General features: G+C 72.9%; 20 protein-coding genes and 1 tRNA gene. 13 read left to right on the top strand and 8 right to left on the bottom strand.

The genetic code is table 11. The features are described from left to right. Positions 1–71: 71 nt before the first annotated feature. The 4 genes from fabF to HDA32_RS08940 all read right to left on the bottom strand — a co-directional run bounded on the left by fabF (position 72) and on the right by HDA32_RS08940 (position 3,706). The gene (fabF, locus tag HDA32_RS08925) at positions 72–1,310 is read right to left on the bottom strand and encodes a beta-ketoacyl-ACP synthase II (RefSeq protein ID WP_179642744.1); all 1,239 of its coding nucleotides are present in this window, start codon (positions 1,308–1,310) and stop codon (positions 72–74) included. Between the two features lie 122 nt (positions 1,311–1,432). Then, positions 1,433–1,672: an acyl carrier protein gene (locus HDA32_RS08930; protein ID WP_179642745.1), complete on the bottom strand. Its 240-nt coding sequence runs from the start codon at positions 1,670–1,672 to the stop codon at positions 1,433–1,435. Between the two features lie 85 nt (positions 1,673–1,757). Further along, entirely contained in the window at positions 1,758–2,711 is a 954-nt protein-coding gene (locus tag HDA32_RS08935) for a beta-ketoacyl-ACP synthase III (RefSeq protein WP_179642746.1), read from the bottom strand. Continuing rightward, complete coding sequence (locus HDA32_RS08940) at positions 2,708–3,706, bottom strand: ACP S-malonyltransferase (protein WP_179642747.1); 999 nt, start codon at positions 3,704–3,706, stop codon at positions 2,708–2,710. The genes HDA32_RS08935 and HDA32_RS08940 overlap by 4 nt, the downstream gene beginning before the upstream one ends. 202 nt (positions 3,707–3,908) lie before the next feature. Here HDA32_RS08940 and HDA32_RS08945 point away from each other — a divergent pair, with 202 nt between their 5' ends. Together HDA32_RS08945 and HDA32_RS08950 are read left to right on the top strand one after the other, a co-directional pair. Then, positions 3,909–5,174 (top strand): PucR family transcriptional regulator, encoded by a 1,266-nt coding sequence (locus HDA32_RS08945; RefSeq protein WP_376766946.1) that lies wholly within the window; start codon positions 3,909–3,911, stop codon positions 5,172–5,174. A gap of 455 nt (positions 5,175–5,629) precedes the next feature. Further along, a complete protein-coding gene (locus tag HDA32_RS08950; RefSeq protein ID WP_246334269.1) occupies positions 5,630–6,514 on the top strand; it encodes a hypothetical protein in 885 nt (294 codons plus the stop codon). A gap of 86 nt (positions 6,515–6,600) precedes the next feature. Here HDA32_RS08950 and HDA32_RS08955 read toward each other — a convergent pair whose 3' ends face one another. Beyond that, the gene (locus HDA32_RS08955; RefSeq protein WP_179642748.1) at positions 6,601–6,993 is read right to left on the bottom strand and encodes a hypothetical protein; all 393 of its coding nucleotides are present in this window, start codon (positions 6,991–6,993) and stop codon (positions 6,601–6,603) included. Positions 6,994–7,086: 93 nt separating this feature from the next. Next, positions 7,087–7,827, bottom strand: coding sequence for a GntR family transcriptional regulator (locus HDA32_RS08960; RefSeq protein WP_179642749.1), 741 nt, complete (start codon positions 7,825–7,827; stop codon positions 7,087–7,089). A 316-nt stretch (positions 7,828–8,143) separates the two neighbouring features. Between HDA32_RS08960 and HDA32_RS08965 the strand changes: the two genes are divergently transcribed. The 5 genes from HDA32_RS08965 to HDA32_RS08985 all read left to right on the top strand — a co-directional run bounded on the left by HDA32_RS08965 (position 8,144) and on the right by HDA32_RS08985 (position 13,169). Next, positions 8,144–9,379, top strand: coding sequence for an NRAMP family divalent metal transporter (locus HDA32_RS08965; RefSeq protein ID WP_179642750.1), 1,236 nt, complete (start codon positions 8,144–8,146; stop codon positions 9,377–9,379). A gap of 116 nt (positions 9,380–9,495) precedes the next feature. Beyond that, complete coding sequence (locus tag HDA32_RS08970; RefSeq protein WP_179642751.1) at positions 9,496–10,299, top strand: LamB/YcsF family protein; 804 nt, start codon at positions 9,496–9,498, stop codon at positions 10,297–10,299. 125 nt (positions 10,300–10,424) lie between these two features. Continuing rightward, positions 10,425–11,033, top strand: a complete 609-nt coding sequence (locus tag HDA32_RS08975) for a 5-oxoprolinase subunit B family protein (protein ID WP_179642752.1) — start codon at positions 10,425–10,427, stop codon at positions 11,031–11,033. A gap of 303 nt (positions 11,034–11,336) precedes the next feature. Continuing rightward, positions 11,337–12,191: a 5-oxoprolinase subunit C family protein gene (locus HDA32_RS08980; RefSeq protein WP_179642753.1), complete on the top strand. Its 855-nt coding sequence runs from the start codon at positions 11,337–11,339 to the stop codon at positions 12,189–12,191. 156 nt (positions 12,192–12,347) lie between these two features. Then, positions 12,348–13,169: a putative hydro-lyase gene (locus HDA32_RS08985; RefSeq protein WP_312863097.1), complete on the top strand. Its 822-nt coding sequence runs from the start codon at positions 12,348–12,350 to the stop codon at positions 13,167–13,169. 154 nt (positions 13,170–13,323) lie between these two features. On the opposite strand, the gene HDA32_RS08990 is transcribed toward HDA32_RS08985, so the two are convergent. Continuing rightward, complete coding sequence (locus HDA32_RS08990) at positions 13,324–15,075, bottom strand: DUF7800 domain-containing protein (RefSeq protein WP_446689053.1); 1,752 nt, start codon at positions 15,073–15,075, stop codon at positions 13,324–13,326. Between the two features lie 142 nt (positions 15,076–15,217). Between HDA32_RS08990 and HDA32_RS08995 the strand changes: the two genes are divergently transcribed. The 6 genes from HDA32_RS08995 (at position 15,218) to HDA32_RS09020 (ending at position 18,211) form a co-directional block, all read left to right on the top strand. Next, positions 15,218–15,646: a YjbQ family protein gene (locus HDA32_RS08995; RefSeq protein ID WP_179642754.1), complete on the top strand. Its 429-nt coding sequence runs from the start codon at positions 15,218–15,220 to the stop codon at positions 15,644–15,646. Between the two features lie 153 nt (positions 15,647–15,799). After that, positions 15,800–16,231 carry a DUF3052 domain-containing protein gene (locus HDA32_RS09000; protein ID WP_179642755.1) on the top strand — a complete coding sequence of 144 codons (432 nt, stop codon included), beginning with the start codon at positions 15,800–15,802 and terminating at the stop codon, positions 16,229–16,231. Between the two features lie 133 nt (positions 16,232–16,364). After that, positions 16,365–16,826 carry a peroxiredoxin gene (locus tag HDA32_RS09005; protein WP_179642756.1) on the top strand — a complete coding sequence of 154 codons (462 nt, stop codon included), beginning with the start codon at positions 16,365–16,367 and terminating at the stop codon, positions 16,824–16,826. An 18-nt stretch (positions 16,827–16,844) separates the two neighbouring features. Beyond that, complete coding sequence (locus HDA32_RS09010) at positions 16,845–17,198, top strand: hypothetical protein (protein ID WP_179642757.1); 354 nt, start codon at positions 16,845–16,847, stop codon at positions 17,196–17,198. 69 nt (positions 17,199–17,267) lie between these two features. Further along, positions 17,268–17,340: transfer RNA gene (locus tag HDA32_RS09015), tRNA-Val, on the top strand. Positions 17,341–17,620: 280 nt separating this feature from the next. Beyond that, positions 17,621–18,211, top strand: a complete 591-nt coding sequence (locus HDA32_RS09020) for a hypothetical protein (protein WP_179642758.1) — start codon at positions 17,621–17,623, stop codon at positions 18,209–18,211. Positions 18,212–18,332: 121 nt separating this feature from the next. On the opposite strand, the gene HDA32_RS09025 is transcribed toward HDA32_RS09020, so the two are convergent. Next, on the bottom strand, positions 18,333–18,854 hold the full coding sequence (locus tag HDA32_RS09025) for a bifunctional DNA primase/polymerase (protein WP_179642759.1): 522 nt from the start codon (positions 18,852–18,854) through the stop codon (positions 18,333–18,335). Positions 18,855–19,157: the final 303 nt, after the last annotated feature.

Genomic DNA, 19,157 nt, shown 5'->3' on the forward strand with positions numbered 1-19,157 from the left:
GGACGGCCGGGAGCCGCGACGGGCCGGCGGCGCACCCGCGGGCACGTCGGCGCCGGCGGGTGCGCCGCGGGTCACGGCCGACGGAACGCGATGGCGATGTTGTGGCCGCCGAAGCCGAAGGACTCGTTGATCGCGGCGACGGCACCGGTCGGCAGCTCGCGCGGCTCGTCGCGCACGATGTCGACCGTGACGCCGGGGTCGAGCTCGTCGATGTTGATGGTCGGCGGGATCCGGCCGTGGTGCAGGGTCAGGACGGTCGCGATGGACTCCACCGCGCCGGCCCCGCCCAGCAGGTGGCCCGTCATGGACTTGGTCGAGGTGACCGCCACCGCGTCGGCGGCGGAGTCGCCCAGCGCGATGCGGATCGCCTTCGTCTCGCCCACGTCACCGGTCGGGGTGGACGTGGCGTGCGCGTTGACGTGCGCGATCTCGTCGGGCTTCAGCCCGGCGTCGGCCAGCGCGTCGGTGATGGCGCGCGACTGGCCGCCCCCCTCCGGGTCGGGCTGCACGATGTCGTGGGCGTCGTCGGAGTAGCCGGCTCCCGCGGCCACGGCGTAGACCCTGGCCCCGCGTGCCGCGGCGTGCTCGGCGGACTCCAGCACGACGATGCCGGCGCCCTCGCTCATGACGAACCCGTCCCGGTTGGCGTCGAAGGGCCGCGACGCCCGCTGCGGGTCGTCGTTGCGCGTGGACAGCGCGCGCATGGCGGCGAAGGAGGCGATGTTGAGCGGGTGGATGGCCGCCTCGGTGCCGCCGGCGATGACGACGTCGGCCCGGCCCGAGCGGATCATCGCGATCCCGTCGGCGATGGCCTCGGCGCTGGAGGCGCACGCGCTCACCGGGGCGTGCGCGCCGGCGCGGGCGGTGAACTCCAGGGCCACGGCCGCGGACGGGCTGTTGGGCATCAGCATCGGCACCGTGAACGGCGAGACGCGCTTCCAGCCCTTCTCGCGGAAGACGTCGTACTGCTCCAGGATCGTCAGGATGCCCCCGATGCCGCTGGAGACGACGACGCCCAGGCGCAGCGGATCGATCTCGGGGGAGCCGGCGTCGGCCCACGCCTCGTGCGCGGCCACCAGGGAGAACTGCTGGGTGCGGTCCAGGCGGCGCAGGCGGTGGCGGGGCAGCTTCTGGGAGGGGTCCTCGGCGGCGACGCCGGCGAAGTGGACGGGCAGTTCCTTGACCCAGTCCTCGTCGATGGTCTGGATACCGGACCGACCCTCGAGAAGCGCGGACCAGGTACTGGCGACGTCACCTCCCAGCGGGGTGGTGGCACCGAGGCCGGTGACGACGACATCGGTAGTGCTCATTGGCCGATCGCCCTTCTCGTCTCGTGGTCGGTTCCCGTCGGCACGGCGCCTGCGGGGTGGGTGGCGCCTCGTGAGCGCCGGGACCGCCCGCCGGCGCTGTGGCGCCGGCGGGCGGGGGACGGCTACTTCTGGACGAAGTTGATGACGTCCTGGACCGTCTTCAGGTCCTTCAGCTGGTCGTCGGGGATCTCCACGCCGAACTTGTCCTGCGCGGCCACGGCGATCTCCACCATCGACAGCGAGTCGATGTCGAGGTCGTCCACGAAGCTCTTCTCCGGGGTGACCTGGTCGGCGGGAACACCGGCGATCTCGTCGACGATCTCGCCGAGGCCGGCCAGGATTTCCTGCTCAGAGTGGGCCATGTCGATCTCTCCTTCTTGCTTCCTGATCGTTCGTCTTCCGCGAAGGCCCGGCGCGCACGCCGAAGGACCCGATGTCCGCGGATGTCTAGGGAGTCTGCAGTACCTGGGCCGCATAGGTCAGGCCGGCGCCGAATCCCAGGGTGAGCACGGTGCTCCCCGAGGGCAGCTCGCCGCGCCCGATCATGCGCGAGAGCGCGAGAGGGATGGACGCGGACGAGGTGTTGCCCGCCGTGACGATATCGCGAGCGACGATCGCCTGCGGAGCGCCCAGCCTGCGCGCGATGGCCTCGACGATGCGCAGGTTGGCCTGGTGCGGCACGAACGCGGTGAGTTCCGCGGGGTCGACGCCGGCGCGCTCCAGCGCCTTCAGCGCCACCGGGTACAGCTCGGTGGTCGTCCACCGGAAGACCGCCTGGCCCTCCTGGTGGAGGTACTTGTTCTCGCGCATGTAGATCTTGTCGGCGCGGTCGCCGGAGCTGCCCCACACGACCGGCCCGATGCCCGGGTCCTCACTCGGGCCCACGACGGCCGCCCCCGCGCCGTCGGCGAAGATCACGCAGGTGGAGCGGTCGGTCCAGTCGAGCCACTGCGACAGCTTCTCGGCGCCGATCACCAGAACGTGGCGCGCCGAACCGGCGCGGACCGCGTCGGAGGCCACGCCCAGCGCGTAGCAGAAGCCGGCGCAGGCGGCGTTGACGTCGAACGCGCCCGGGGCGGTGATGCCCAGCCGCGCGGCGACGCTCGCCGATGAGTTGGGGATCTGGTCCTCCTGGGTGCAGGTGGCCACGATCACCAGATCGATGTCGTCGGGGGAGAGCCCGCTGGCGGCCAGGGCCTTGCCGCCGGCGGCGACGGCCATGTCGTCCACGGTCTCGTCGTCCCCGGTGATGCGCCGCTCCTTGATCCCGACGCGGCTCTGGATCCACTCGTCGGAGGTGTCCACCCGCTGGGCGAGGTCGGCGTTGGTGACGACGTTGCCGGGCTGGTGTTCGCCGAACGCGAGGACGCGTGCGCCGGGTGCCGCAGGGGTGAGGTTCATCGGGCACGACCTTCCGGATCGACGGGGGAGGCAGCGGAGGAATCGGTGGCGGGGGCCTCGGGGACCAGGCCCGTGTGCGCCTTGACCAGCTCGCGGGCCCGGTCGAGGTCGTCGGGTGTCTTGACGGCGAGCAGGTCGATGCCGCGCAGCGCCCGCTTGGCCAGACCCACCAGCGTGCCCGCGGGCGGCAGTTCGATCATCGCGGTGACGCCGAGGTCGGCGAGCGTCCGCGTGCAGGCGTCCCACCGGACCGGCGAACTGATCTGGGAGACGAGCCGACCGAGGTAGTCGCGGCCGTCGGTGACGACGGCGCCGTCGCGGTTGGACAGCAGCCGGACCCGGGGATCGGCCGCGGAGGTGGTGTCGGCCAGTGCGCGCACCCGCTCCACGGCCGGGGCCATGTGGCGGGTGTGGAACGCCCCGGCCACCGACAGCGACCGCAGGCGGGCGCGGGCCGGCGGGGCCGCGGCGAACGCCTCCAGCTGCTCCGTGGTGCCCGCGGCGACGATCTGGCCCGAGCCGTTGTCGTTGGCCGGGGTCAGCCCGGCGGCCTCGATCGCGGCCAGCACCTCCTCGCGGTCGCCGCCCAGCACCGCGGTCATCGACGTGGAGGTGGCGGCCGATGCCTCGGCCATGCCCCGGCCGCGCTCGCTGACCAGCGCCAGCGCGTCCTCCGGGGTCAGCACGCCCGCGATGCCCGCGGCCGTGAACTCGCCGACGCTGTGCCCGGCGACCGCATCGACGGCGGCGGGCGCCTCGGAGAGGTCGCCCAGCAGCGCGGTGGCGGCCGCGAGACCGGCGCTCACCAGCAACGGCTGGGCGACCGCGGTGTCACGGATCTCCTCGGCGTCGGCGACCGTACCGTAGCGCGCCAGGTCCAGCCCGGTGACCGCGGACCAGTGCTCGAAGCGCTCGGCCATGCCGGGCAGTTCGAGCCATGAGGAGAGGAAACCGGGGACCTGGGCGCCTTGGCCGGGAGCGACGATTACAAGCACGACATCCACCTTGCCCTGTAGAACATCACCAGCTTGATGGGGACAGGCACGAAGTTTAGGACGCGTGTTTTGTCGGAGTCCCACAAAAAGGGGGCGCAGGCCCGGCGAATACGGTGGTGCGCGTCACGTTCCGGCGGTCCGGTGGCGGCGGGACGGGCGGGCCCTGTCGTCTCCGGCCGCGCCTGCTGCCATCCTGGTAAGAGTGAAGACGGACCCCACTGACCCGACCGCGCCCGGGACCGGCGCCGAATCGGCTCGCGCGGAAACGGGCGGCGCCGACCCCGAGACCGTGCGCGCCGAGACCGTGCGGCGCCTGGAGCGCGCCATGGGCACGCTCGGGACCGCATCGGTGGCCAGGATGGAGAGCAGGCTCTCCTGGTTCCGCGGGATGTCGGCCGAGGACCGGTCCTGGGTCGGCCTGGTGGCCCAGTCCGGGGTCGCGGCGTTCGTCGAGTGGTTCAAGAATCCCGAGCGGGGCCGCCCGGCGATCACCGTCGAGGTGTTCGGCACCGCCCCGCGCGAGCTGACCCGCTCCTTCAGCCTGCAGCAGACCGTGGAGATGATCAGGGTGGTCATCGACGTGGTGGAGAACCAGGTGGGGGAGCTGGCCGCCCCCGGCGGCGAGCAGCAGCTGCGCGAGGCCGTGCTGCGCTACACCCGCGAGGTCGCGTTCAGCTCCGCCAAGATCTACGCCAGGGCGGCTGAGGCGCGCGGCGCGTGGGACGCCCGGCTGGAGGCGCTCATCGTCGACGCCCTGCTGCACGGCGACCGCGAGGAGGGCCTGCAGACCTGGGGCTCGGCGCTGAGCTGGTCGCGCACGCCGGTGGTCGCGATCGCCGGACTCCTGGGCGGCCAGAAGTCCGAGGGGGTCCTCGACGACATCCGCTCGCTGGCCCGGCGGGCCGGCCACGACGTCCTGGCCGGCCTCCAGGGCGACCGGATCGTGGCCGTGATCGGCGTCAACGAACAGGTCTCCGGCGACGAGCCGCTGGCGGCGGCCGCCCCGCTGTCGGGGATGTTCGGCTCCGGGCCGGTCGTGGTCGGCCCGCCAGTGCCCGACCTGCAGTCGGCCGCCTGGTCGGCGCGCGCCGCGGTCAACGGGCTGCGCGCCGCCGTGGCCTGGCCCGACGCCCCCCGCCCCGTGCTCGCCGAGGACCTGCTGCCCGAACGGGCGCTGGACGGCGACACCGCGGCGCGCCGCCAACTGATCGACGAGATCTACCTTCCGCTGCGCGGCGCCGGCTCCCCGCTGCTCGACACCCTCTCGGTCTACCTGGAGCACGCCTCCTCGCTGGAGTCCACCGCGCGGATGCTGTTCGTGCACCCCAACACCGTGCGCTACCGGCTCAGCCGCATCGCCGAGCTCACCGGGTTCACCCCCTCCGACGGGCGGGGCTCCTTCGCCCTGCGGGTCGCGGTCACCCTGGGCCGCCTGGCCGAGCGCGACGGCACGGCCGGGAGCCGCTAGGGCCAGCTCCCCCGGCGGTCGCGCCCGGCGCCCTCCCGCCGGGCCGGGCGGCGACACGCCGGCGACACGCCGCGGCGCGCCCGGCACGGGAACGGGTCCGCAGCGGGTCCGACGCGGGACCGCGGGGGCGCCTGAAGCGGAGCTCCCGCGTCGGCGCCCAAGTGTGACGCACGTTGCGGAAACTTCCCCGGACAAAGGTCAACCCGGTGCGGATTACGGGCGTCTAGGGGGGTAGGGAACACAGCGGCGGAGCAGTCGAAAACCGGATAACGTGGCCAGCGGGCGACGATCGCGAACCGCGGTCGGTTCGGCTCGTTCATCGGGCGGAACGGTCTGATCGGGTCATTCGGACCATCGGGTCATTCGGGTTGATCGGCGAAATCCGAACGTCGCAGGAACGAATCAGGGAGAACCTCTCCCGCCTACCGTGCAAGAGCACACCGCTTGGGGGCGCCATGGCTGTGACCGGCGTGAGACGGCTGTACACGAATCTGGTGGAGTTCATCCAGCAGCCCACGATGTCGGGGCAGTTGAGACGCCAGGTCCTCTTCTACGCCCCCCTCCCTCTGCCGGTCTTCGCCCTTCTCGCGCTCGCCGTGGGCGGCCAGTGGTCCTCCCCCGGTTGGACCATCCTGCTCTCCGCCTCCGTCGCTGTCGCGTCGCTCCTGCTGGCCTTCGTGGTGCAGCCGACCCCGCTGCCCGAGGGGCTCTCGGCCGAGGCGTCGGTCCGCCGCTCGCTGCACCGCTTCCGCCAGATCACGGGTCTGCGCATCGGCCTGGCGATGACCCCGATCGCCGTGGGCGCCGGGGCCGCGCTGGCCGGCGGCGGGCTGTTCCCGTTCGTCGCGGCCCTCCTGCTGGCCTGGCCGCAACTGCTGCTGGCGGTGCCGAGCTTCTGGACCGTCTCGCGCGCCCGGCGCTCCATGGAGTCCTGGGGCACCCAGGCCTACATCTGGGCGGCGCTGGCTCAGCCCGTCCGGGTGGAGTGGCCGCTGCTGACCAGGGTCGCCGCCTGGCGCCGCGCCAGGGCCGAGGCCCGCGGCGCCGGGGCGGCGAAGGCCGCCGAGGACGGCGCCGTCGCGGCCGGTACCGGCGGCACCGGGGCCGGCGAGAGCGTCCCGGACGGCGGCGACACCGCTGACCCGGCCCCGGACGCCGCCGGGACCGCGGCCGCGGACGGCTCCAAGGGCCGCTCCGAGTCCCTGATCCCGGGCCTGAACGCCGGTTCGGCGTCGGCGACGCCGCGCCCCTCCCGCCCGATCCTGCACCCCCGCACCAACACCCGCCCCAAGGCCCGCGGCGACCACCCGAGGTCCCGCCCCAAGGCCAAGAACCAGTAGGAGGCGTTCGGTGCGGCCGGGGGCCGTCTCCTCGGTCCCGGGCCGCGGCCCGGCGGCGGAGGCGCGGAGACGGTCCCCGCGCGTCATCACCGCCCGGGGAGGGCGAACGCGCCGCGCTCCTCCTCCCACGGCACCTCCGCGCCCGCGAGCTCCACGCGCCATCGGGCGTCGGGCAGCAGCCGGTGGAGTTCACCGAGCAGATCCATCCAGTGCCCGACCTGCACCTCGACCAACTGCCACGGCAGCGCCGCGTGTGCGATCTTCACGGCCCCGAACGCGATCTCGCCCGGCTCGCCGTCCTCGTGCAGCACGAAGTCCTCGCACATCCAGCGGGTCTGCGCCGCGGTCGCGTCCGGTGCCGCGTCGATCCGTTCGGACAGCGTCCGGTTGTAGCGTTCCACCAGTTCGGTCGCGCCGCTCCTCTCCGCATCGGTGAGCCCGTGAGGGCGCGCGGCGACGTAGTACAGGAATTCGCTCATTGACGGCTCCGCCTCCTCAGCGGTGATCGCGCTCGCGCGGCCGCGCCCGGACCGCACGCGGCCGCAGCGCTGCGGCCGCCCGTCCGCCGCCGCTCAGCCCGCACCCTGCTTCTCGCTCCCGGCGAGGGCGGCGAAGGCGCCGACGAGCTGCTGCTCGGCGACGTCGAAGTACTCGGCGAGCCGGTCGGCGGCCGTGCCGCAGCGGCCGTCGCGCAGAAGTTCGTAGATCTCGCGGTTGTGGCTCAGGTAGGGCGCGTGGAATTCCCGCGGAGCGGCCATCACGTGGAAGACCAGCCGGAGCTCGGCCAGGAGCTGGCGCATGATCTCGTTGGTCCGCGGACTGGCGCTCAGGGCGGCGATCGCCTGGTGGAAGTGCATGTTGGCGGTGCCGATACCCCACCAGTCGCCGCGCTCCAGCGACTCCTCGCCCTCCCGGACCGCCGCACCGACCGCCTCGACGGCCTTCTCGGGAGCCCCTCCCGCGCCGCGCAGCGCCGCCAGCTCCAGCGCGCGGCGCACCCGGTACAGGTCCACGACGTCGGTGGCGGTGGGCTTGGCGACGAACACGCCCCGATGGAACTCGTGCACCAGCAGCCGCTCGTGACCGAGCAGCCGGAACGACTCGCGCAGCGTGTTGCGGGAGACGCCCAGCGCGGCGCCGATCGCCTCCTCCGACAGGCGGGCACCGGGAGCCATCACGCCCTCGATGATGTGGTCGCGCAACACGTCGGCGACCCGTTCCGCGGTGCTCGACCGCTCCAGCGCCCCCTTGGAGTCCGCCAGCCGGCCGATCCAGTCGCCCGTCACCGTCACATCCACTCCGTTCCTCGTCATCGCGGGATCACGACGATCCCAATTGTGGCGGATCCGGCCGCGCGCCCGGTCGGCCGGTGCCCGGCCGGATGCGGCGCCCGCGCGGCCAACCCCGCCGCGCCGCCGCGTCGTCCATATCACCGGGGGGTGTGGTCCACCTGGCCGAGAGGTTTGTAGGATGTCGCTCCACATCAGATTGAAGTATTGGAGTATTGTTCAACAATTGCTGTGACGGTGTGGTTGCCGTCACCCTCCTGCACGGCCCCGGGCCCTACCGGCCCACTCGAGGTCCCACCGATTCCCCGATCCTCCGAAGCTTCCTGAAGCGAGGTCCGCCATGAACCGATCGCCAGGTCCCGCCGCCAGACCCACCGCCCCCCGGGCCGCCGGGCGCGGCGTCCTCCTCGGTGCGATGTTCCTGATGGCCACCAGCGCCATCGGCCCCGGCTTCATCACCCAGACCACGAACTTCACCGCGCAGCTCGGCGCGGCGTTTGCGTTCGCGATCCTGGTGTCGATCCTCGTCGACATCGCCGTCCAGCTGAACATCTGGCGCGTCGTCGGCGTGGCCGGCACCCGAGCCCAGGACCTGGCCAACAAGGTGCTGCCCGGAGCGGGGTACCTGCTCGCCGCGCTCATCGTCTTCGGCGGGCTGGTGTTCAACGTCGGCAACATCGCCGGGACGGCGCTGGGCCTGGACGCGCTCATCGGCCTCGACGTCAAGATCGGCGGCGCCGTCTCCGCCGTGATCGCGATCGCGATCTTCCTCATCAAGCGGGCCGGCGCGGCGATGGACCGCATCATCATCGTCTTCGGCGTGCTGATGATCGCCATGACGCTGTACGTGGCGCTCGTCTCCGACCCGCCCGTGGGCGAGGCGCTGCGCCAGTCGGTGCTGCCCGACGAGATCGGGTTCGTCGCGATCGTCACCATCATCGGCGGCACCGTCGGCGGCTACATCACCTACGCCGGCGCGCACCGGCTCGTCGACGCCGGCATCAGCGGCCCGGAGAACTCCAGGGCGATCGCCAGGGCCTCGGTCATCGGCATCATCGTCACCGGCGTCATGCGGGTGCTGCTGTTCCTGGCCGTGCTCGGCGTGGTCACGGGCGGCGCCGCCATCCTGGAATCCACCAACCCGCCGGCCGAGGCGTTCTCCCAGGCGGCCGGCGAGGCGGGGCTGCGGCTGTTCGGCCTGATCATGTGGGCGGCGGCGATCAGCTCGGTGATCGGCGCGTCCTACACCTCGATCTCCTTCGTGGCGACCTTCTCGCCGCGGCTGACCCGCAACCGCGGTTGGCTGGTGGCCGGCTTCATCGTGATCTCCATGGTGATCTACCTGGTACTCGGCCAGGCCCCGGCCACGCTGCTGATCCTCGCCGGCGCGCTCAACGGGCTCATCCTGCCCGTCGGCATGGGCATCATGCTCTGGGTCGCGGCACGGCGCTCGCGCGACCTGCTGCACGGCTACCGCTACCCGCTCTGGCTGCTCCTGCTCGGCGTGCTGGCCTGGCTGCTGACGGTCTACATCGCCGTGCAGTCGCTGTCGGGCATCGCCGCGCTCTGGGAGTGACCGCCGCCGCAGCACGCCTGCGGCGACGCCGTCGCCGGTGACCGTCTAAGGGGCGCGGTCACCGGCGGCCACCACCCCGTTCCCCGTCCAACGCGCGAAAAAAGGGAGGACATACCGTGCACATCGACCTCAACTCCGACCTCGGTGAAGGGTTCGGGCGCTGGGAGCTCGGCGACGACGAAGCGCTGCTGTCCATCGTGACCAGCGCCAACGTCGCCTGCGGGTTCCACGCCGGCGACCCCACCGTGCTGCGCCGCACCTGCGAGCAGGCGGTCGGGCGCGGAGTGGCCATAGGCGCTCAGGTGGGCTACCGCGACCTCCCGGGCTTCGGGCGGCGCTTCATCGACGTGCTCCCCGCCGAACTCACCAACGACGTGATCTACCAGATCGGCGCGCTGGACGCCTTCGCGAAGCTGGCCGGCGACCGGGTGCGCTACGTCAAACCGCACGGGGCGCTCTACAACGCGATCGTGCGGCACGAGGAGCAGGCCGCGGCCGTGGTCGAGGCCGTGCGCCTGTACGACCCGGACCTGCCCGTGCTGGGCCTGCCCGGCTCGGCCTGGCTGCGCCGGGCGGCCGAGGCCGGCCTGCGCGTGGTGCACGAGGCCTTCGCCGACCGCGCCTACACGCCGCAGGGCACGCTGGTGTCGCGCCGCGAACCCGGCGCGGTGCTGCACGACCCGGCCGCGGTGGCCGAACGCTGCCTGCGGATGGCCCGGGGGGACGGGATCGTCGCGACCGACGGCTCCGTGATCGAGCTGGACGCCGACTCCATCTGCGTCCACGGCGACAGCCCCGGCGCGGTCCGCATCGCCCGTGCGGTGTCGGACCGGCTGTCCTCGGCCGGTGTCGAACTGACGCCGTTCGCCGCCTCCCACCCGGGCCCCGCCCCGTCCGGGGGCACACCGCCCACTCCTTGAGGAACCGCGTGAAACGATTCTCCGGCCTGTCAAGCCCCTGGCGCCACCCCGGCCGCTGAACCTGTGGACGACCACCGGGAGCACGACCGGGAGCACGGCCGGCGCAACCGAGAACGAGAGGGCAGATGCACATCCTCAACTGCGCGGACTCCGGTGTCCTCGTCGAGGTCGCCGACCTCGGCGAGGTGCTGGCTCTGCAGGCGGCCCTGGCCGACGACCCGCCGCCGGGGGTCGTCGACGTCGTGCCGGCGGCACGCACCGTGCTGCTGCGGATGCGCCCGGGCGCAGGGAACGTCGACACCGTGGCCGCCGCCGTGCGCGGACTGCGCCTGCGGCCGGGGCAGCGGGCCGACGCCGGCGAGGCGGAGATCCCGGTCGCCTACGACGGAGCCGACCTCGCCGACGTCGCCGGGCTCACCGGCATGAGCGAGCGCGAGGTCGTCGCGGCCCACACCGGCGCCGCCTGGACCGTGGCCTTCTGCGGGTTCGCGCCCGGCTTCGGCTACATGGTGAGCGACGACCCCCGGCTGCACGTGCCGCGGCGCAAGGAGGCGCGCACCCGGGTCCCGGCCGGGGCGGTCGGACTGGCCGGTGAGTTCAGCGGCGTCTACCCGCGCCGGTCCCCGGGGGGCTGGCAGCTCATCGGCCGCACCGACACGGCGATCTGGGACCTGGAGCGCGACCCGCCGGGGCTGCTGCGCCCGGGGGTGCGCGTGCGGTTCGTGGAAGCCTAGGAGGGCCTGGCCGGCCCGCGCCCTCGGAGCGGGGCGATCGGGCGGGGCTCTTGGGGCGGTTCCGCCCGGTGTGCCCGGTGCATCCGGTGCGGCCCGCGGCGGGCGGCCCGGCGGAGGAGAGGGGACCCTCCGCCGGGGGGCGTCCCGCCGGACCCGCGCCGTCCGCTCCGCCCCGCGCGGAGCAGGCGCCTGCCCGGTGGAGCAGGCGGCGCCCTCCTGACGAAGCGGTGCCGGACCCGGCGCCCGCGGCGCGCCGGCGAGACGGGATACAGACGGAGACAGAGACGAAAGAAGACGAGGTCGATGCCAGCCCTTGAGGTGCTAGAGACCGGAATGCTCACCACCGTGCAGGACGCCGGGCGGTGGGGCCACGCCTCACTGGGCGTGGGGGCCTCCGGTGCGGCGGATCCGGTCTCGTTCGGTCTGGCCAACCGGCTGCTGGCCAACCCGGCCGACGCCGCGGCGCTGGAGGTGACCCTGGGAGGGCTGCGGGTGCGCGCCCGCGGGGACCTGACGGTGGCGGTGACCGGCGCGCCGTGCCCGGTGGACTGCGGCGGCCGCGCCGGCGCGATGAACTGCGTGCTGCGTCTGCCCGACGGCGCGGAACTGCGCCTGGGCCGGGCTGAACGCGGGCTGCGCAGCTACGTGGCCGTGCGCGGCGGGATCGCGGTGCCGCCGGTCCTGGGCTCCCGCAGCACCGACACCCTCGCCGGACTCGGCCCGCCGCCGCCCGCCCCCGGCGCGGTGCTGCCCGCCGGACCGCCGCCGGGGGCGTTCCCCGCCGTCGACGCCGCGCCGGTCGCCGAGCTGCCCGCCGACGAGGTGCGGCTGCGGGTGGTGCTCGGCCCGCGCGACGACTGGTTCCATCCCGACGCGGTGCGCACGCTGCTCGATGCGCCCTATGAGGTGACCGGCCGCAGCGACCGGGTGGGCGCCCGGCTGGCCGGCCCCCCGCTGCGCCGCACCCGCCCGGACGAGCTGCCCAGCGAGGGCATGGTCCCGGGGGCCCTGCAGGTCCCGCCCGACGGCGACCCCGTGCTCTTCCTCGCCGACCATCCGGTCACCGGCGGCTACCCGGTCATCGCCGTCGTGGCGACCCCCGGCGTCGCCCTGGCGGCCCAGGCGCGGCCCGGCACCCGGCTGCGGTTCCACCTGTGAGCGCGCGCCGCGGCCTGCGGGGCGAACCCCACGCCCCGCCCCGTCCGGGGGCTGACCGCCCACCTCAGGGAACCGCGTGAGAAACAGTCTGCACCTGTCAAGAGCCGCGGGCCGGCCTTTCGCGCGGGCCTGTGGACAACCGAGGAGGACGACCCCGTGAGCAGCGACGATCCCATCAGCAGCACCGCCACCCCGCCGGCCGACCCCGCCGCGCTCGGTCCGCATCAGGCCCGCGCCCTGTTCCGGGCCGGGCTGCAGGTGCCCACCTCGGGCTATGCCGCCGGGTACGCCCAGGCCAACCTGATCGCGCTGCCGCGCGAGCTGGCCTTCGACTTCCTGCTGTTCGCGCAGCGCAATCCCAAGCCCTGTCCGGTGCTCGACGTCATCGAACCCGGGCGGACGGGGTCGGCCCTCTTCGACGGGGACGTGCGCACCGACCTGCCCGCCTACCGGATCTACGTCAACGGCGAGCAGGTCGACGAGGTGGGCGACGCACGCGGTGCCTGGCGCGACGACCTCGTCGCCTTCCTCATCGGGTGCAGCTTCACCTTCGAGACCCCGCTGCTGGAGGCCGGCGTGCCGGTGCGCCACATCGAGGCCGGCTCCAACGTCGCGATGTACCGGACCGACCGGCCCTGCCGCGGCGCCGGGCGGATATCGGGGCCGCTGGTGGTCTCCATGCGGCCGATCCCGGCCGACCGGGTCGCCGACGCGGTCCGCATCACCTCCCGCTACCCGGCGGTGCACGGGGCGCCGGTGCACGTGGGCGACCCCGCGGCACTGGGTATCACCGACCTCGACCGGCCCGACTTCGGCGACCCCGTGGAGATCCGCCCCGGCGAGATCCCGGTCTTCTGGGCCTGCGGCGTCACCCCGCAGGCGGCCGTCATGGCCTCGGCCCCGGAGTTCGCCATCGGCCACGCCCCCGGACACATGGCCATCACCGACGTCCGCGACAGCGCCTACCAGGTGCCGTGACCGGCCGCGCGGGCCCGCCCGAGGGCTGTTCGGCTCCGTCCGGGGCGCGCGGGTCCCGATGTCCGCGCGCCCCGGACGGCGGCGGCCGCGCGGACCGCGCTGCGGCCGCCACCGGTCGACCGCGGTCGGCACCGCGATCGACCGGTGGCGGCCCTCAGCCGGTCAGCCGGTAGCGGTTGAGCCGCCGCACCTCGGGCCGGGCGGCCTCGCCCGGCGAGCGCTCCCGCAGGGTCTGCTTCAGCAAGGGGGAGTACTCCCAGCTCACATCGGCCTCCCGCCCATCAAGGACCAGCGTGGCCAGCGTGTTGTCGTACCAGGGGCCGTCGTCCAGATGCCAGGCCAGCGCCGGCGGCCGCACCCCCGCCAGCCGCGCTATCAGGCCCCAGGCCAGGCCGGTGATCGCGCGCGCCGACACCCACATCATCCGGCGCATCACCGGCTGCAGCCAGTTGCAGGTGGGGGAGCACACCAACTGGGCGATGCGGGTGCCCGACGTGGCCGCGCGGGTCCGCGCGTCCCTGGCCCCGGCCCGGGCCAGGTAGGAGAAGTGCACGTCGCCGCCGAGGAAGAGCACGCTGGCCGGGGGCGCGCCGCGCTCGCCCGCGGCCACCCGCAGCACCGAGTCCGAGATCGCGGCGAAGGAGCGCTGGAACGCCGCCCAGTGCTCCAGGTCGATCTTCTGGCGCATCTTCTCGGCCGGGCGGCGCAGGCGCGAGCCCCAGGCTCCCGCGCACACGGCCTCGTTCCACGCCTCCAGGTAGTGCACGCCCGAGGGCATCAGGAACGGCAGCGTGCTGGTCAGTACCAGGTGGTCGACGTCGCCGGTGAGCTGGGAGTCCAGCCACGCGGCGTCCTCGGGGCCGAGTATGGTCCGCCGGGCGTCGTCCTCGACGATGCGCCCGCACCGGTTGTCCACCATCAGCACCCGGCTGCGCCCGATGTCGTAGCGGTAGCTCCAGCGGTAGGAGGGCGGCTCGGTGTGCGCGCGCCAGGCGAAGGAGTCGACGACCTCGCGCGCGTCGCCCGGCTGCGCGGTGACCGCCTTCAGGACCGGATCGGCCGCGCGCTCCTCACAGGACAGGTTGCCCAGGTGCTGGTAGATCCAGTAGGTGCCGAGCCCTGAGGTGATCCGGGGCCGCCACCACGGGTTCTCGGCGATCTCGCGGCGCCAGGTGCCGGAGGTGTTCCAGTCGTCGCGGATGTCGTGGTCGTCGAAGAGCATCAGCGTCGGCACGGTGGACAGCAGCCAGCGGATGTCGGGGTCCGACCACGCCTGCCGGTACAGCTCGGCGTACTCGTCGAAGAACACGACCTCGTCCACCGGGGGATCGGCGTCCTCCCGCTCGGTCCGCTGCGCGCGGCGGCGCCTCAGGAACTCGGCCATGGACGGCTGGATCTCGTCGGCGTAGATCTGGTCGCCGATCATCAGCAGCACCGTGGGCTCGCCGGAGTCCAGGTCCCCGGTCTGCTCGGCGGCCGCGTCCGGGTCCTGCCCGCGCCGCTGATCGGCCAGCCGCAGCGCGTAGGCGCGCACCATGTCGACGCCGTAGCGCAGCACCGCCGCGGGGCCGTGGTCGGTGGGCGTGCGGCAGGAGCCGAACACGATGCGGGCCGGGCTCGTGCCGTCCGGTGTCCGGACCAGGCTCGGCGGGTGCGGCGAGTCCGGCTCCGGCCAGACCGCCGCGCCGTCGAGCCGGACCTCGTAAGGCAGGGCCGATCCGGGGGCCAGGCCGGTCAGTTCGCACAACGCGTAATGGTGGTCGTGCACCGTGAAGGTGTCGGCGGAGGCGGTCGCGGTTCCGGCGGTCACGGTGACCCGGCACGGCGCGTCGGTCTCGACCCAGATCGCCGCCGTCGTCTCGCTCACGTGGCGCAGCATCGGGCCGAGCCGCAGTCCAGCAGTCACACTCTCTCCTTCGTCCTGGTGCCGAGTATGGCCCCATTGGGCGCACCGGGCGAGTCCGGTGCGCCGGGCCCTCTCGGCCGGGCTCCCGCGCACATCGGTGCGGGGAGGTTGCGGCCGCCCCGAGGTGGGTAACCGTTGCCGCATGCGGACAAAACTTCTCGATCTGCACACCGGCGGATCGGAGAGCATCACCGACATCACCCGCCAGTGCGCGGACTTCGCCGCCGAGGCCGGCGCCGACGGACTCCTGCACGTGTTCGTCCCGCACGCCACCGCGGGCGTGGCGATCATCGAGCTGGGCGCCGGATCCGACGACGACCTGCTCGCGGCGCTGGCCGACCTGCTGCCCGCCGACAACCGGTGGCGGCACCGGCACGGCTCGCCCGGGCACGGCCGCTCCCACGTCCTTCCTGCGCTGATTCCGCCCTATGCGACGATTCCCGTGTTTTCCGGGGAACCGGCGCTGGGAACGTGGCAATCTATCGCCATTGTGGACGTGAACGTCGACAATCCTGACCGGCAGGTGCGGCTGTCATTCTTGACGAGCCCGGCTGACGGGGCAGGATGGTAGGAGCAGGAGCGCACGCCGGACGCGGACACGTTGACGGATGAGGCACCCAGCGTGTGAACTTAGCCAGCAAAAGCGGGATCGACCCGGGAGCGGGCCTTGTCGCGGCCGGGCCCGTGAGGAGCGGGCGACATCGATGTGTGGAGGAGGACTTTCGTGAGCGCGACCGCAGGCCAGGCACAGAGCGAACGTGGCCTGGCCGATCGACTCGGATTCAAACCGGGTCAGGTGGTGCAGGAATTCGGCTTCGACGACGACGTGGACGAGCAGCTGCGCGCGTCGATCGCCGAGCGCACCGGTAATGAGCTGGTCGATGAGGACTACGGCGACGTCGTGGATGCCGCGCTGCTGTGGTGGCGCGACGACGAGGAGGACGACCTCACCGACGTGTTGGTCGACGTGCTCCCCACGATCGAGGGCGGCGGCATCATCCTGGTGCTGACCCCGAAGGCCGGGCGCGAGGGCCACGTCCCGCCCAGCGACGTCGCCGAGGCTGCGACGACCGCGGGACTGTCGCAGACCAGCGCCGTCAGCACGGGGCAGGACTGGTCGGGCACCCGCCTCGTCATGCCGAAGGTGCGGCGCTGAGTCGATCCCGTGCCCGAGCGGCATCGTTGGAGGTATCCGCCGATCGCGGAGCAGCGTGCCGCCCGCCCCCACCGGCGGGCGGCACGCCCATGGTCTTCGAGGCGGAGGAGCAGGACGGGGGACGGAAACGCGGATGTCGATCGAGGTTGGCCGGGACGCGCCGGACTTCGAGCTCTCCGACCAGCACGGCCAGGCGGTGCGGCTGTCGGACTTCAAGGGGCGCAGGAGCGTCCTGCTGGTGTTCTACCCGCTGGCCTTCTCGGGCGCGTGCGGCAGCGAGCTGCGCGAGCTCCGTGACGGCATCGAGGACTTCCAGAACGACGACGTGCAGGTGCTGAGCGTCTCCGTCGACTCGATGTTCGCCCATCGGACCTGGGACGACCAGGAGGATTTCGGTTACCCGCTGCTGTCGGACTTCTGGCCGCACGGTGAGGTCGCCCGGGCGTATGGTGTGTTCGACGACGCCAGGGGCGTGGCTCTGCGCGCCACGTTCCTCGTCGACAAGGAGGGCGCCGTGCGCTGGAAGGTCGTCAACCCGATCTCTCAGACCCGTGACCTCGCCTCCTACCGCAAGGCGCTCGCCGAGCTGAGCTGACTCACCCTAAGGAGAGCCATGCCCTGCTACCTGTGCGGGGCGAGGCAGAACGACCCGGTCCGTGGCACGCACCCGTGGAAGCGCGGGGTGCGCCACGAACGCCAGGTGCTGATCTGCCCGGACTGCCAACTCACCCAGGACTGGAAGGCCGACCTCGACCGGTGCGGTCGGTGCCGTTCCACGTTCCTGCTGTCCCGCCTGGGCGAGATCGAGTGCCACAGTTGCGGGGAGGTCCGTCCTCAGACCTCCCCCCAGCCCGTGCCCTCCTCCGCTCACCTCGACGCCGTCCTGACCAACGAGGTCGAGCAGGCGCTCTCCCGCGTCCTGGGCGGCCTGTCCCGCCTCCCCGGTCCGCGGAGGGCGCACCGGTAGCCGCGGAGCGGTACCATCTTTCTCAGCCGTTCACCCGCCCAGCGCGGGACCGGCTCCGCGCATGCACCCGGGCGTGTAGCTCAGTTGGCAGAGCCCCCGCCTTACAAGCGGGTGGTCGGAGGTTCGAGTCCTCTCGCGCCCACAATCCCACGAACACGAAGAACGCCCCCCGGCCTGCGATAACAGGCCGGGGGGCGTCGCCATGCGTCGGTGACTGGTGGTGGCCGGTGGCGGCTCTCAGCGGAGGGCTGCGCTGAATACGCGCTGAAGGAGCAGCCCCGTCTGACCGCGCCGGCAGGAGGCGTGGTTTCTGCCCTCCCTTGCTGGTTCGCCCCGAATTCGACACTGGTCTCGTCTACGATCGCGTCACCCGGATCAAGGAATGGATCCGGGCTCTTCCCCCATCCCCCGAAGGACCCACCATGAACAAGGTCGTGGCCGCTGTTGCGGTGCTGCTCGCTCTAGCCGGGTGCGGAACGAACGAGGCTGCCTCTGACTCTGCTGAAGCCTCCCCCGCCGCGGAGGAGGAGACCACCACCCTCGAGCCGTCCCCGTCGCCGTCACCGGAGGAGCAGGCGTTCGGCCTGGGCGATGAGCAGGAGTTCGACGCCGAGATCGGCAACGCCACCATCGAGGTGATCGACTACCGGCGGCCGTTCGGGGAGCGGACCACCAGCGATGCCCTCGTCAACGCCGGTCTGGAGGTCAGGCTGTGCCTCAACGAGGTCAGGGTTCCGGAGTGGGCCGAGAACGACCCGACCTACACCGAGGACCGGGCGATGATCAGCTGGGACCCCTGGGTGGTGGTCATGGAGGACGACACCCGGGTCAGCGCCGCCTCGACGGTCTGGTCCGACTGGCCCGACGCGACCTACCCCGACGAGGAGACGCTGTTCCCGGGGGAGTGCGCCCGCGGATGGGTCCCCTTCGAGGTACCCGAGGACGGCACCGCCGTCTCGGCGGGATACCGAATCGACGGAGAAGAGCCCCTGGACTGGGAGTTGAAGGACTGAAGTAGGGCTTCGCTTCCCGAGACTGTGTCAGTTTCGCCTGGTCCCGGCTCCGCATTGGAGCCGGGACCTTTGTCCGTGTGTGAGGACGAGACTTTCCAATATGGGCTGTTCCCGATAAGGGTCAGCCCCGCCTCAGCGCCTCCTCGATCTGCTGCTTGGCACGCTCCTCCTCGCCCACGAGGCATTTGGCGTAGATCTTCTTCAGTACTGCCACGCTGTGGCCGGCCCAGCGCGCCACGAGGGTCTCGGAGACGCCCGCGTTGAGCCACGTGGAGACGCAGGTGTGCCGCAGCGCATACGGCGTCCCCGCGAGCGGGGAGCGCTGTCCGGCGTCTTCGGCGAGCGCGGCCAGGACGTCGGCGCCGTCGGTGATGCCGGGCTGATCCCAGGCCGGCGGCCGGGCCCGGCCGGGCTTGGGCGTGTCCAGGTCGATGACCACGAGCCCGGAGGGGCCGGTGGCGATGCCGTAGTTGGCCTCGGGCCACTGCTCCCACCAGGCGCGGACCTGCTCCGGTTCGCGGGTGGCGGCGTTGTTCCAGTCGCGGACCAGCGGCGGCTGCTTGGCGCCGGGGGTGATCGGGAAGACGGACCAGCCGCGCCGGAGGGCGGCCAGCGCATAGTCCACGGGGGCGAATGCGGTCATGGCGGTGGTTCCCTTCGCGTCGGCGAGCCGGTCGGGCCCGCGGTGATCTGTGCAGAGGAAGGGCGCAACCGGGGCAAGACGTGACAGCGGGACCGGTGCGAACCGCGTCCGGTCCCGCGCCGGTGCGTCCTACCGGTCGGCGGCGGGGATGATGGGCCAGCGGCCGTCGATGACGGCCGAGGACGCGGATTCGACAGCAGCGGGCGAAGAATCTTGGGGCCGCGGTCGGCGGGACGGGTCGCGCCGGCCGCGGCCATTCGAGGGAAAGGCACGGTCTGTGCGTGCAGTCGGGCGGAGCACTGG

The organism is Spinactinospora alkalitolerans (assembly GCF_013408795.1).
Lineage (GTDB): Bacteria > Actinomycetota > Actinomycetes > Streptosporangiales > Streptosporangiaceae > Spinactinospora > Spinactinospora alkalitolerans.